The organism is Streptomyces sp. NPDC031426 (genome assembly GCF_055581585.1).
The window spans coordinates 351,321-364,627 of record NZ_JBVIJE010000009.1 but is presented as its reverse complement, the minus strand read 5'-3'; the positions used below and the strand labels follow the sequence as shown (position 1 = coordinate 364,627).

14 protein-coding genes are annotated in these 13,307 nt (G+C 70.7%); 6 read left to right on the top strand and 8 right to left on the bottom strand.

The genetic code is table 11. The annotated features are described in order from the left end of the window. Positions 1-41: 41 nt before the first annotated feature. Positions 42-1,448 carry a CynX/NimT family MFS transporter gene (locus ACZ5NH_RS21590; RefSeq protein WP_468777379.1) on the bottom strand — a complete coding sequence of 469 codons (1,407 nt, stop codon included), beginning with the start codon at positions 1,446-1,448 and terminating at the stop codon, positions 42-44. A 94-nt stretch (positions 1,449-1,542) separates the two neighbouring features. On the opposite strand from ACZ5NH_RS21590, the gene ACZ5NH_RS21585 reads away from it, so the two are divergent. Further along, entirely contained in the window at positions 1,543-2,235 is a 693-nt protein-coding gene (locus tag ACZ5NH_RS21585) for a FadR/GntR family transcriptional regulator (RefSeq protein WP_468777378.1), read from the top strand. Positions 2,236-2,244: 9 nt separating this feature from the next. Here the strand turns inward: ACZ5NH_RS21585 and ACZ5NH_RS21580 are convergent, their stop codons facing one another. The 3 genes from ACZ5NH_RS21580 to fabG all read right to left on the bottom strand — a co-directional run bounded on the left by ACZ5NH_RS21580 (position 2,245) and on the right by fabG (position 4,239). Beyond that, a complete protein-coding gene (locus tag ACZ5NH_RS21580; protein ID WP_388634811.1) occupies positions 2,245-2,592 on the bottom strand; it encodes a hypothetical protein in 348 nt (115 codons plus the stop codon). A gap of 154 nt (positions 2,593-2,746) precedes the next feature. Beyond that, positions 2,747-3,514: an enoyl-ACP reductase FabI gene (gene fabI, locus ACZ5NH_RS21575; protein WP_365721999.1), complete on the bottom strand. Its 768-nt coding sequence runs from the start codon at positions 3,512-3,514 to the stop codon at positions 2,747-2,749. A gap of 5 nt (positions 3,515-3,519) precedes the next feature. After that, positions 3,520-4,239, bottom strand: a complete 720-nt coding sequence (gene fabG, locus ACZ5NH_RS21570) for a 3-oxoacyl-[acyl-carrier-protein] reductase (protein WP_450984958.1) — start codon at positions 4,237-4,239, stop codon at positions 3,520-3,522. Positions 4,240-4,486: 247 nt separating this feature from the next. Here fabG and ACZ5NH_RS21565 point away from each other — a divergent pair, with 247 nt between their 5' ends. From ACZ5NH_RS21565 to tyrS, 3 genes are all read left to right on the top strand, one after another. Next, the gene (locus ACZ5NH_RS21565) at positions 4,487-6,010 is read left to right on the top strand and encodes a TldD/PmbA family protein (protein ID WP_468777376.1); all 1,524 of its coding nucleotides are present in this window, start codon (positions 4,487-4,489) and stop codon (positions 6,008-6,010) included. Then, a complete protein-coding gene (locus tag ACZ5NH_RS21560; protein WP_468777374.1) occupies positions 6,007-7,401 on the top strand; it encodes a metallopeptidase TldD-related protein in 1,395 nt (464 codons plus the stop codon). Before ACZ5NH_RS21565 ends, ACZ5NH_RS21560 begins: the two co-directional genes overlap by 4 nt. Before the next feature lie 66 nt (positions 7,402-7,467). Beyond that, a complete protein-coding gene (gene tyrS, locus ACZ5NH_RS21555) occupies positions 7,468-8,736 on the top strand; it encodes a tyrosine--tRNA ligase (protein WP_388634819.1) in 1,269 nt (422 codons plus the stop codon). Positions 8,737-8,801: 65 nt separating this feature from the next. Here the strand turns inward: tyrS and ACZ5NH_RS21550 are convergent, their stop codons facing one another. After that, on the bottom strand, positions 8,802-9,089 hold the full coding sequence (locus tag ACZ5NH_RS21550; RefSeq protein WP_388634821.1) for a GlsB/YeaQ/YmgE family stress response membrane protein: 288 nt from the start codon (positions 9,087-9,089) through the stop codon (positions 8,802-8,804). Positions 9,090-9,290: 201 nt separating this feature from the next. Here ACZ5NH_RS21550 and ACZ5NH_RS21545 point away from each other — a divergent pair, with 201 nt between their 5' ends. Further along, positions 9,291-9,683 carry a DUF3099 domain-containing protein gene (locus ACZ5NH_RS21545; protein ID WP_468777371.1) on the top strand — a complete coding sequence of 131 codons (393 nt, stop codon included), beginning with the start codon at positions 9,291-9,293 and terminating at the stop codon, positions 9,681-9,683. 226 nt (positions 9,684-9,909) lie between these two features. After that, a complete protein-coding gene (locus ACZ5NH_RS21540; protein ID WP_388634825.1) occupies positions 9,910-10,128 on the top strand; it encodes a hypothetical protein in 219 nt (72 codons plus the stop codon). On the opposite strand, the gene moaA is transcribed toward ACZ5NH_RS21540, so the two are convergent. The 3 genes from moaA to ACZ5NH_RS21525 all read right to left on the bottom strand — a co-directional run bounded on the left by moaA (position 10,125) and on the right by ACZ5NH_RS21525 (position 13,242). Next, positions 10,125-11,114 carry a GTP 3',8-cyclase MoaA gene (gene moaA, locus ACZ5NH_RS21535; RefSeq protein WP_451552059.1) on the bottom strand — a complete coding sequence of 330 codons (990 nt, stop codon included), beginning with the start codon at positions 11,112-11,114 and terminating at the stop codon, positions 10,125-10,127. The two genes, ACZ5NH_RS21540 and moaA, sit on opposite strands and share 4 nt — an antisense overlap. 155 nt (positions 11,115-11,269) lie before the next feature. Further along, entirely contained in the window at positions 11,270-12,889 is a 1,620-nt protein-coding gene (locus ACZ5NH_RS21530) for a solute symporter family protein (RefSeq protein WP_468777370.1), read from the bottom strand. Continuing rightward, complete coding sequence (locus ACZ5NH_RS21525) at positions 12,886-13,242, bottom strand: DUF485 domain-containing protein (RefSeq protein ID WP_468777368.1); 357 nt, start codon at positions 13,240-13,242, stop codon at positions 12,886-12,888. Before ACZ5NH_RS21525 ends, ACZ5NH_RS21530 begins: the two co-directional genes overlap by 4 nt. Between the last annotated feature and the right edge of the window lie 65 nt (positions 13,243-13,307).

Sequence of the window (13,307 nt, the reverse complement as noted above, 5' to 3'; positions counted from 1 at the left end):
GGGGCGGCCGGTGCGTCCCGCCCCGCGGCCCGACCCCCAGGTCAGCGTGCGGTCGCCTCGTCCTCGACCGTGCGGTTGCGGCCCGCCAGGAAGCCCACCAGCATCTGCGGCAGCATCAGGCCCGTCATGAGGGCGATCGGCAGGCCCCAGCCGCCGCTCTGCTGGTAGAGCACGCCGACCAGCAGCGGGCCGGGGATGGAGATCAGATAGCCGGTGCTCTGTGCGAAAGCGGACAGCTGGGCCACGCCCGGCCCGCTCCGGGCCCGCATGCCGACCATCGTCAGGGCCAGCGGGAAGGCGCAGTTGGAGACGCCGAGCAGGAGCGCCCAGGCCCAGGCTCCGGCGGCCGGCGCGAAGTACAGGCCCGCGTATCCGGCGAGCCCGCACACGCCCAGGACCAGCACGATCGGCCCCTGGTGGGACAGCCGGGCGGCGACCCGCGGGATGACGAAGGCCAGCGGCACGCCCATCACCATGGTGACGGCGAGCAGCACGCCCGCGGTGCCGGCCGGGACACCGGCGTCGCGGAAGATCTGCGGCATCCAGCCCATGGTGATGTAGGCGGCGGTGGCCTGGAGGCCGAAGAAGACGGCGAGCGCCCAGGCCGTGCGGCTGCGGGTGATGCGCAGCGGCGCGTGCTGTACCGCCGCCCCCGCCCGCCGGTCCCCCGCCTGCCGTGTATCCGTGCGCCGTACGTCCCCGTACTGCGTCTCCCTACGCTGCTGCTCCGCGCGCTCCCGCTGCCCCGTCCGCGGCGCGGTCGCGGCCTCGCCGCCACGCTCCCGGACGAGCGGCAGCCAGGGCAGGACGGCGGCGCCCGCGAGGGCGCCCCACACGACGAGGCCGGACCGCCAGCTGCCGCCGAGGGCGTCGGTCAGGGGCACGGTCACCGCGGCGGCGAGGGAGGTGCCGAGGGCGAGGGCCATCGAGTACAGGCCGGTCATGGAGCCGACCCGGTCGGGGAACCAGCGCTTGACGATGACCGGCATGAGCACGTTGCTGACGGCGATGCCCATGAGGGCGAGCGCGCTGGCGGCCAGGAACCCGGCCGTGTTGCCGGCGAACGGCCGTATCAGCAGGCCGGCGGTGATGGCGGCCATGCCGGCGCACACCACGGCGGCCGGTCCGAAGCGGCGGGCCAGCCGGGGCGCGGTGACGCCGAAGACCGCGAAGCAGAGCGGAGGCACGGAGGTGAGCACGCCGGCCACGCTGCCGCTCATGCCGAGCCCGCCGCGGACCTCCTCCAGGAGCGCGCCGAGGCTCGTGATGGCCGGGCGGAGGTTCAGCGCGGACAGGACGATGCCGACGACGACCAGGCGGACCGCCCACGCGCGCGTGCGGGCGGCGCCGGGGGTCGTCTCGAGGCTGCTCGTCGTGGCGGCCGTACCGGGTTCGGTCGGTGACATCGCCGTACGGGTCTCCGCTGTCCGGGTTTCCTCACATGCCATGAGACCCATCATAGAATCATGGGATGATTGGTTGTCCATTCCGTGTTCCGGCCCCGGGGCGTCCCCGTCCGGGCCTCGCGTGCGAAGGTGTGCCATGCCCCTGAGCCACCCGCGCCGTTCGGCGCTGTCCGAGCAGGTCATCGCAGAACTGCGCAACCAGATCACCTCCGGCGAGTGGCCGGTCGGCGCGCGCATCCCGACGGAGCCGGAACTGGTCGAGCAGCTCGGCGTCGCCCGCAACACCGTCCGCGAGGCCGTCCGCGCGCTCGCCCACAACGGGCTGCTGGACATCCGGCAGGGCTCGGGCACCTATGTGGTGGCGACGAGCGAGCTGGCCGGCGTGATGCACCGCCGGTTCGCCGACGCCGACCCCCGGCACATCGCCGAACTGCGCGCCGCGCTGGAGTCGGCCGCCGCGAAGCTGGCCGCCGAGCGGCGCACCGAGAAGGACCTCAAGCAGCTGGACGCGCTGCTGGACCGGCGCGAGGTGGCCTGGGAGACCGGCGAGGCGGAGGCCTTCGTGACCGCCGACGCCACCTTCCACCTGGCCGTCGTGGCCGCCTCCCACAACGACGTGATCACCGCGATGTACGCCGATCTGAGCGAGGTGCTGCGGGACTGGCTGCGCGCGGACGTGGGCGCGGAGCTGACTCCGGAGACGTACATGGACCACACGCGTCTGGTGGACGCGATCCGCACCGGGGACGCCGAGGCGGCGGCGGCCGAGGCCGCGAGCTATCCGTTCCTGTGCCGCCCGGGCCGGTTCAGCGCCCCTTCCGGTGACTGATCGAGCCGCTCAGTGCTCGTTCTGGTGGCTGATCCACACCGAGCGGACTTCCTTCCAGCACCGGCCCGTCAGCCGTACGGTCATGGCGGGTCCGGTGTCCACGGGTGCGCTGTCGGTGTCGATGTCCCACCAGCGGGCGCACTCGATGTGCAGACGCACGCGATCGGTGTCGACATAGGGATTGTGGCAGTACGCCACCACATGGGAGCCGTGGACGGTCGTACGGCAGGTGGCCCCGAAGCTCGGCGCGGGGGGCTTTCCGTGGTCCACGCGCGCGTAGGGCATCGCGTCGTACGGCAGGAGGAGCACGAGGGCCACGGCCACGGTCACCGGGGCCAGGCTTCGGGACAGGCGCACAACGGGACCTCCTCGGCCGGGCTGGGGAGGGACGCGTGGGGTGAACGCTCAATCCAGGGTGAGCCGCCCGGGCCGCGCGGCGCCCGGCAGGTGGGCCGAACGGGTGACGCCCCGCTCCCCGCGCTGCGGGAAACGGGGCGTCAGGGTACGAGGATCAGGCGCCGATGGCGTGCAGACCGCCGTCGACGTGGATGATCTCGCCGGTCGTCTTCGGGAACCAGTCGCTCAGCAGGGCGACGATGCCCTTGCCGGCCGGCTCCGGGTCCTTCAGGTCCCACTCCAGCGGGGCGCGGGTGTCCCAGACGGAGGCCAGCTCGCCGAAGCCCGGGATGGACTTGGCGGCCATGGAGCCGATCGGGCCCGCGGAGATCAGGTTGCAGCGGATGTTCTGCTTGCCCAGGTCACGGGCGATGTACCGGCTGGTGGCCTCCAGGGCCGCCTTGGCCGGGCCCATCCAGTCGTACTGCGGCCAGGCGAACTGCGCGTCGAAGGTCAGGCCGACGACCGAGCCGCCGTTCTGCATCAGCGGCAGGCAGGCCATGGTGAGCGACTTCAGGGAGTACGCCGAGACGTGCATGGCGGTGGCCACCGACTCGAACGGCGTGTTGAGGAAGTTGCCGCCGAGCGCGTCCTGCGGCGCGAAGCCGATGGAGTGCACGACGCCGTCGAGGCCGCCCAGCTCCTCGCCGACGACGTCGGCCAGCCGACCCATGTGCTCGTCGTTGGTGACGTCCAGCTCGATGACCTTGGTGGGCTTCGGCAGCTTCTTGGCGATGCGCTCGGTCAGCGTGGGCCGCGGGAACGCCGTCAGGATGATCTCCGCGCCCTGCTCCTGGGCCAGCTTGGCCGCGTGGAAGGCGATGGAGGACTCCATCAGCACGCCGGTGATCAGGACGCGCTTGCCCTCGAGGATTCCGCTCATGGTGATCAGTGACCCATTCCCAGTCCGCCGTCAACGGGGATGACGGCTCCAGTGATGTACGAGGCGTCGTCCGAGGCGAGGAACCGCACCGTCGCGGCGATCTCCTCCGGCTGCGCGTAACGGCCGAGCGGCACCTGCGAGACGATGTTCTGGCGCTGCTCGTCGCTGAGCACCTTGGTCATGTCGGTGTCGACGAAACCGGGCGCGACGACGTTGAAGGTGATGTTGCGCGAGCCCAGCTCACGGGCGAGGGAGCGCGCGAAGCCGACGAGGGCGGCCTTGGAGGCGGCGTAGTTCGCCTGGCCCGCCGAGCCGAGCAGGCCGACGACGGACGAGATCAGGATGACGCGGCCCTTCTTGGCGCGCAGCATGCCGCGGTTGGCGCGCTTGACCACACGGAAGGTGCCGGTGAGGTTCGTGTCGATGACCGAGGTGAAGTCCTCCTCGGACATGCGCATCAGGAGCTGGTCCTTGGTCACACCGGCGTTGGCGATCAGTATCTCGACCGGGCCGTGCTGCTCCTCGACCTCCTTGTAGGCCTGCTCCACCTGCTCCGGGTCGGTGATGTCGCACTTGACGGCCAGGCAGCCCAGTTCCGTCAGGGCGGCCGGCGGCTCACCCGAGCGGTACGTGATCGCGACCTTGTCGCCGGCGTCGGCGAACGCGCGGGCGATGGCGAGGCCGATGCCCCGGTTTCCTCCGGTGACGAGAACCGAGCGGCTCAACGGATCACCCTTTCGATAGCGGTCTGCAGATGTCGGACAACCCGCCCGGACACCTGGATGACAGGCGGCTTCATCGAAAACCTATCGGTACGGCCGGGCCCGTGGGCAATCGGGCACCGACAGTGGCGGGCGGGAGTCACTGTCGGGTCCCTACAGAACCGCTCGGTCCGGGCGCGAAACGTGTGGTCCGCCGGGCCGCTCCCGCGACATGATCGGACCGACAGGCCACGACAGCAGGGAGACCTCCGTGCCCCATTCCATCGACGAAGCCTTCACGGCGCTTCCGCTAAGGTCCCTCGCCGACGCCGCCCTGGCACGCGCGCGTGCGCTCGGGGCCGAGCACGCGGACTTCCGGTTCGAGCGGGTGCGCAACGCGTCCTGGCGGCTGCGGGACGCCAAGCCCGCCGGGTCCTCGGACACCACCGACCTCGGGTACGCGGTGCGGGTCGTGCACGGCGGTACGTGGGGCTTCGCCTCCGGTGTGGACCTGACCATGGACGCGGCCGCCAAGGTGGCCTCGCAGGCGGTGGCCATGGCCAAGCTGTCCGCGCAGGTCATCAAGGCGGCCGGGTCGGACGAAAGGGTGGAGCTGGCCGACGAGCCGGTGCACGCGGACCGCACGTGGGTGTCGTCGTACGAGATCGACCCGTTCTCCGTGCCGGACGAGGAGAAGGCCGCGCTGCTGGCGGACTGGAGCGCACGGCTGCTGGCCGCGAAGGGCGTCAACCACGTGGACGCCTCCCTGCTCACCGTGCACGAGAACAAGTTCTACGCCGACACCGCCGGGACCGTGACGACCCAGCAGCGGGTGCGGCTGCATCCGCAGCTGACCGCGGTGTCGGTGGACGAGTCCAGCGGCGAGTTCGACTCGATGCGGACCCTCGCGCCGCCGGTCGGCCGGGGCTGGGAGTACCTGACCGGCACCGGCTGGGACTGGGACCAGGAACTGGAGCGGATCCCGGAGCTGCTCGCCGAGAAGATGCGGGCGCCGAGCGTGCAGCCGGGGCTGTACGACCTGGTCGTCGACCCGTCCAACCTGTGGCTGACCATCCACGAGTCCATCGGGCACGCGACGGAGCTGGACCGGGCGCTCGGCTACGAGGCCGCCTACGCCGGCACCTCCTTCGCCACCTTCGACCAGCTGGGCAAGCTGCGTTACGGCTCCGAGCTGATGAACGTCACCGGCGACCGCACCGCCGAGCACGGCCTGGCGACCGTCGGGTACGACGACGAGGGCGTCGAGGCGCAGTCCTGGGACCTGGTGAAGGACGGCACGCTGGTCGGCTACCAGCTGGACCGGCGGATCGCCCGGCTCACCGGCTTCGACCGGTCCAACGGGTGCGCGTACGCCGACTCCCCCGCGCATGTGCCGGTGCAGCGCATGGCCAACGTCTCGCTCCGGCCGGACCCGGCGGGGCTGTCCACGGAGGACCTGATCGGGAGTGTCGACCGGGGCATCTACGTGGTCGGCGACCGTTCCTGGTCGATCGACATGCAGCGGTACAACTTCCAGTTCACCGGGCAGCGCTTCTTCAGGATCGAGAACGGGCGGATCGCCGGTCAGCTGAAGGACGTGGCGTACCAGGCGAACACGACCGACTTCTGGGGCTCGATGACCGCGGTCGGCGGTCCGCAGACCTATGTCCTCGGCGGCGCTTTCAACTGCGGCAAGGCCCAGCCGGGGCAGGTGGCCTCGGTGTCGCACGGGTGCCCGTCCGCCCTCTTCAGGGGCATCAACATTCTGAACACCACGCAGGAGGCCGGTCGATGAGCGCCCGTACGAACAAGCCGCACGAGATCGTCGAGCAGGCGCTCGCGCTGTCCCGGGCCGACGGCTGTGTCGTCATCGCGGACGAGTACTCCACGGCCAACCTGCGCTGGGCGGGCAACGCGCTCACCACGAACGGCGTGACCCGCGGCCGTACGCTCACCGTGATCGCGACCGTGGACGGCAAGGAGGGCACCGCCTCCGGTGTCGTGTCGCGCTCGGCGGTCACCGCTCAGGAGCTGGAGCCGCTGGTGCGGGCCGCCGAGACCGCGGCGCGCGGAGCGGGGCCCGCCGAGGACGCGCAGCCGCTGGTCGGCGAGGTGGCGCAGTCGCCGGACTTCACGGACGCGCCCGCCGAGACCTCCTCCGCGGTGTTCGCCGACTTCGCCCCGGCGCTCGGCGAGGCGTTCGCACGCGCGCGTGCGGGCGGCCGTGAGCTGTACGGCTTCGCCAACCACGAGCTGGTTTCGACGTACCTGGGCACGTCCACCGGGCTGCGCCTCAGGCACGACCAGCCCACCGGCACGCTGGAGGTGAACGCCAAGTCGCCCGACCGCACCCGCTCGGCGTGGGCGGGCCGCTCCACGCGGGACTTCAAGGACATCGACCCGGGTGCCCTCGACGCCGAGCTGGCGGTACGGCTCGGCTGGGCCGAGCGGCGCGTGGAGCTGCCCGCCGGCCGGTACGAGACGCTGCTGCCGCCCACGGCCGTCGCGGACCTGCTGATCTACCAGTTGTGGTCGGCGTCCGGCCGGGACGCGGCCGAGGGCCGGACGGTGTTCTCGAAGCCGGGCGGCGGCACGCGTGTCGGCGAGAGGCTCACCGAGCTGCCGCTGACCCTGCGCAGCGACCCGAACGAGCCGGGCCTTGAGTGCCCGCCCTTCGTGGTCGCCCACTCCTCCGGCGGGGACCAGTCCGTGTTCGACAACGGGCTGCCGACCCACACGACGGAGTGGATCGGCGAGGGTGTGCTCAAGCACCTCACGACCACCCGGCACAGCGCGGGTCTGACCGGGCTGCCGGTCGCCCCGGTCCTCGGGAACCTGATCCTGGACGGCGGGAACGACCGCTCCCTGGAGGACATGGTCGCGGGCACCGAGCGCGGGCTGCTGCTGACCTGTCTGTGGTACATCCGCGAGGTGGACCCGGCCACGCTGCTGCTCACCGGTCTGACCCGGGACGGCGTCTACCTCGTGGAGAACGGCGAGGTGACGGGGCAGGTGAACAACTTCCGGTTCAACGAGTCGCCGGTCGACCTGCTGCGGCGGGCCACGGAGGCGGGCCGTACGGAGAAGACGCTGCCGCGCGAGTGGAGCGACTGGTTCACCCGGGCCGCGATGCCGGCGCTGCGGATCCCTGATTTCAACATGAGCTCTGTCAGCCAGGGCGTATAACCTCGTAGGCGTTCGTGGTCGGGTGTCACCCGGCTGCCCGAAGATCATCAAGGAGACACGAGAACCGTGACGGACATCGTCGACGAGCTGAAGTGGCGTGGGCTCATCGCCCTCTCCACGGACGAGGACGCACTGCGCAAGGCGTTCGCGGACGGCCCCGTCACGTTCTATTGCGGCTTCGACCCGACCGCGCCCAGCCTGCACCTCGGCAACCTGGTGCAGATCCTCACGATGCGTCGCCTCCAGGAGGCCGGTAACCGGCCGCTGGCGCTGGTCGGCGGTGCCACGGGTCTCATCGGCGACCCGAAGCCGACGGCCGAGCGCACGCTGAACGCGCCGGAGACCGTGGCGGGCTGGGTGGACCGGCTGCGCGCCCAGATCGAGCCGCTGCTGCACTTCGACGGGCCGAACGCCGCTGTCATGGTCAACAACCTGGACTGGACCCAGGGCCTGTCGGCCATCGAGTTCCTGCGGGACATCGGCAAGCACTTCCGGGTCAACAAGATGATCGCCAAGGAGGCCGTCTCCCGGCGGCTGAACTCCGATGCGGGCATCAGCTACACCGAGTTCAGCTACCAGATCCTGCAGGGCATGGACTTCCTGCAGCTCTACCGGCGGTACGGCTGCGCCCTGCAGACGGGCGGCAGCGACCAGTGGGGCAACCTCACGTCGGGCACGGACCTCATCCACCGGGTCGAGCAGGACGCCGTGGTGCACGCGCTCGGTACGCCGCTGATCACCAAGGCGGACGGGACCAAGTTCGGCAAGACCGAGTCCGGCACGGTCTGGCTCGACCCCGAGATGACGACGCCGTACGCGTTCTACCAGTTCTGGGTGAACGCGGACGACCGTGACGTCTCGAAGTTCCTGCGCATCTTCAGCTTCAAGTCCCGGGAGGAGATCGAGGAGCTGGAGCGGCAGACACAGGAGCGGCCGCAGGCCCGGGCCGCGCAGCGTGCGCTCGCCGAGGAGCTGACGACGCTGGTGCACGGCGCGGACCAGACGGCCGCGGTGATCGCCGCGTCGCGCGCCCTGTTCGGGCAGGGCGAGCTGTCGGAGCTGGACGGCCGGACGCTGGCCGCGGCGCTCTCCGAGGTCCCGCACATCCAGGTCGCAGAGCTGGGTCCGGTGGTCGATCTGTTCGCCGAGGTCGGGCTCGTCGCCAGCAAGTCCGCCGCGCGGCGGACCGTGAAGGAGGGCGGGGCCTACGTGAACAACGCGAAGGTCGGCTCCGAGGACGCGGTGCCCTCGTCCGAGGATCTGCTGGACGGGCGGTGGCTGGTGCTGCGGCGGGGGAAGAAGAACCTGGCCGCGGTGGAGGTCGTTTCCGCTTAGCGCCGTGTGGGGCGGGGGGAACGCAGCCCCGCGCCCCATTCGGGGCGCCCCCGCTCAGCGAGATCTCACGCCCCGACCCTCTCCTGCTTCCGCTTGCCCAGCGTCGCCATGTACAGGGCGTCCACCGCTGCGACGATGATGATCGCCGCCACGAGCTGGAAGGCGTGCCGGGTCCAGTCGATGCCGCGGGTCTGCGCCACGCCGACGGCGCGGGCGACCGCGTTGCCCACGATGGCGCCGAGCATGCCACAGATGGTGGTCAGCCAGAGCGGGCTGTGCTGCTTGCCCGGGATGACCGCCTTGGCGATCAGGCCCAGCACGAATCCCACGATGATCGCCCACAACCAGCCCATGGCTGCCTCCTCGTACGGCTCGACGTGAGCATTACGGCAAGTGTGGGTCGGTGGTCCGTACGGCGCATGTCGGGTTCCCCCGTGCGCGGTACGGCCGGTGGCGTTGCCGCAGGCAGCGGGCGACCCGGTCTCGTGGGCTGCGCAGCCGCGGCGTAACGTAAAGGGTTGGGGCGAGCCGATGTGGGCGGATGGTGGAATGCGATGCGGAAACAGCACGGCGGCAACGTCCAGGTGTTCCGGATCACCGGAGCCCGGACGGGACTCGCCGAGGACGTACGGGGCCGGCAGCGCAGGTACGTCATCTCGATGACGATCCGCACGGTGTCGGTGATCCTCGCGGTCTCCCTGTGGAACGTCGAGCGGTACATCGCCGTCGTGGCGCTCGTCGCCGGGGCGCTGCTCCCCTATATCGCGGTGGTGATCGCGAACGCCGGCCGGGAGCGGCCGCCGTCCCTGCCCTCCACGTTCATCACCGCGCCGACGCGGCCGATGATCACGCCGCCGCGGGCGGAGGAGGCGCAGGCGGAATCCGTTCCGGAGGATGCGGCGGCTCGTCCGACGGCGGCGGGTGGTGAGCGGTCGGACCCGATGTGACCGTTGCGGATACGCCGGAAGCGGAATGCCGTCGCCCGTCAAGCTCAAGAAAAGCTCAGATGGATCGTGTAGTTCCAGTGCCGGGCGGCGGGGTAGCCGTGACATACTGCGTACGCGCTCCGCATCCCCCGTCGGAGCGACGGACCGACGCCGGGCAGCTCCCCCCGTGGCTGCTCGGCGTCGCCTTGTTCAGGCCCCTTCTGCACGACGAACCCGAGACGAACCCGTGAGTGACGAGACGCCGATCTGCTCCGCCAAGGGCTGCCGTGCCGCTGCAGTGTGGGTGCTGGCGTGGAACAACCCGAAGATCCACACGCCGGAGCGGCGCAAGACGTGGCTCGCGTGCGAGGAGCATCGCGAGCATCTTTCGCAGTTCCTCGGAGTGCGGGGTTTCCTGAAGGACGTCGTGAAGTTCGCCGACTGGCAGGATCCCGAGGACGCCTAGCCGCCGATCGCCGACATCGGTCGGTCCGGCTGGACGAACGACGGGTCGTCCAGGCCCGCTCCCGCCTTCTTCCCCCACATCGCCAGCTTCCAGATGCGGGCGACCTCCTCGTCGGGAGCGTCGCTGCGCAGCGCTGCGCGCAGGTCCGTCTCCTCCGTCGCGAAGAGACAGGTGCGTATCTGCCCGTCGGCCGTGAGGCGGGTGCGGTCGCAGGCCGCGCAGAAGGGGCGGGTGACCGAGGCGATGACGCCGACCCGGTGCGGGCCGCCGTTCACCAGCCAGCGCTCCGCCGGGGCCGAGCCGCGCTCGTCGGCGCCCTCGGGGGTGAGGTCGAAGCGGGTGCGCAGGGAGGCCAGGATGTCCCCGGCGGTGACCATGCCCTCGCGCTTCCATCCGTGCTGGGCGTCCAGTGGCATCTGCTCGATGAACCGAAGTTCGTAGTCGTGCTCCACGGCCCAGGCCAGCAGGTCGGGGGCCTCGTCGTCGTTCATGCCCGGCATCAGGACCGAGTTGACCTTGACGGGGGTCAGACCGGCCTCGCGGGCGGCCTCGAGGCCTTCGAGGACGTCCCTGTGGCGGTCGCGGCGGGTCAGGGTCTTGAAGACGGCGGGGCGGAGGGTGTCCAGGGAGACGTTGACCCGGTCCAGACCGGCCGCCTTCAGCGCGGTCGCGGTGCGCTTGAGGCCGATGCCGTTGGTGGTGAGGGACGTCTGCGGGCGGGGGGTGAGGGCCGCGACGCGCTCGACGATGCCGACCAGGCCGGGGCGCAGCAGGGGCTCGCCGCCGGTGAAGCGGACCTCCTCGATACCGAGCATGCGCACGGCGATGTCGACGAGGCGGACGATCTCGTCGTCGGTGAGCAGATCGGGCTTGGCCAGCCACTGCAGGCCCTCCTCGGGCATGCAGTACGTGCAGCGCAGATTGCAGCGGTCGGTCAGCGAGACCCTCAGGTCGGTGGCCACCCGGCCGTAGGTGTCGATGAGCACGTGGGCCCCCTCCCTAGATCCCGGATCACTCATTTTCCGTCACCTGCGAGCCTACGTGACACCACTGACAACGACAGCGGCCCGATCCGACGAGGTACGACACGGCCGCGTCGTAGGACCGTACAGCCCCCCACGACGCGGCCGTCGTACGAATCTCAGTGTGCTCCGGTGCCGGTCAGGGACCGCACCTCCAGTTCGGCGTACTTGCCGGCGTCCGGGACCTCCTTGGACAGCAGGGTGCCCACGACGCCGAGCAGGAACCCGACGGGGATGGAGATGATGCCGGGGTTCTCCAGCGGGAACCAGTGGAAGTCGACGCCGGGGAACATCGAGGCCGGGCTGCCGGAGACCACCGGGGAGAACAGCACCAGGCCGACCGCGGTGACCAGGCCGCCGTAGATCGACCACAGGGCGCCCGAGGTGGTGAACCGCTTCCAGAACAGGCTGTAGAGGATGGTCGGCAGGTTGGCGGAGGCGGCGACCGCGAAGGCGAGGGCGACCAGGCCGGCCACGTTCAGGTCGCGGGCCAGGGCGCCGAGGACGATCGAGACCGCGCCGATGCCGACGGTCGCCCAGCGGGCCGCGCCGACCTCCTGCCTCTCGGTGGCCTGCCCCCTCTTGATGACGTTGGCGTAGATGTCGTGGGCGAAGGAGGACGACGAGGCCAGGGTGAGGCCCGCGACGACAGCGAGGATCGTCGCGAAGGCGACGGCCGAGATGGTGGCGAGCAGGATCGCGCCCCAGTTGGAGTCGACGCCGCCGAGATGCAGCGCCAGCAGGGGTGCCGCGGTGTTGCCCGCCTTGTTGGAGGCGATGATCTCGTCCGGTTTGATCAGCGCGGCGGCGCCGAAGCCGAGGGCGAGGGTCATCAGGTAGAAGGCGCCGATCAGGCCGATCGCCCAGATGACCGACTTACGGGCGGCCTTTGCGGTCGGGACCGTGTAGAAGCGGATCAGGATGTGCGGCAGGCCGGCGGTGCCCAGGACCAGGGCGAGGCCGAGCGAGATGAAGTCCAGCTTGGTGGTGCCGGTGGCGCCGTACTTCAGACCGGGCTCCAGGAACGCCGAGCCCTTGCCGCTGTTGTCGGCGGCCTTGCCGAGCAGGTCGGAGACGTTGAAGTGGAACTTCAGCAGGACCAGGAAGGTCAGCAGCAGAGCGCCCGCGATCAGCAGCACCGCCTTGACCATCTGGACCCAGGTGGTGCCCTTCATGCCGCCGATGGTGACGTAGACGATCATCAGCAGGCCGACCAGGGCGACGATGCCGATCTTGCCGCCGTCGCTGGTGATGCCGAGCAGGAGCGAGACGAGGACACCCGCGCCCGCCATCTGGGCCAGCAGGTAGAAGATCGAGACCACGATGGTGGAGGTGCCGGCGGCCGTGCGGACCGGGCGCTGGCGCATGCGGTAGGCCAGCACGTCGCCCATGGTGTAGCGGCCGGAGTTGCGCAGGGGTTCGGCGACCAGGAGCAGGGCGACGAGCCAGGCGACGAGGAAGCCGATGGAGTACAGGAAGCCGTCGTAGCCGAACAGGGCGATGGCGCCGGCGATGCCGAGGAAGGACGCGGCGGACATGTAGTCGCCGGAGACGGCGAGTCCGTTCTGGAAGCCGGTGAACTGGCGTCCGCCGGCGTAGAAGTCGGCGGCGTTCTTCGTCTGGCGGCCGGCCCAGACGGTGATGACGAGGGTCGCGGCGACGAACACCGAGAACAGGGTGATGATCAGCGTCCGGTGGTCGCTCGCCTCGCCGGCGGCCAGCGTGATCGCGGGGCTCATGCGCCGCCCTCCATCCGGGACTTGATGGCCTCCGCCTTGGGGTCGAGCCGGGTGGCGGCGTGCCGTGCGTACCACCAGGCGATGAGGAAGGTGGTGAAGAACTGGGCGAGGCCCAGGACGAGGGCCACATTGACGTTGCCGGCCACCTTGGTGCCCATGAAGCCGCCCGCGTAGTTGGAGAGCAGCACGTACAGCAGGTACCAGGCGGTGAAGGCGACGGCCAGCGGGAAGACGAACGAGCGGTGGGCGCGGCGCAGTTCGCCGAACTCCGCGCTCTGCTGCACCTCGGCGAACTCCTCGGTGGAGGGAAGTGGGGCCCCCGGTGTGGCGGGGGGCGGTGTCTCGGTGGCCACGGGGTCTCCTCGCGTTGCGGAAGCAATGACGAACGGGGAGCTCGATCGTGCTGGCGCTCCCTGCC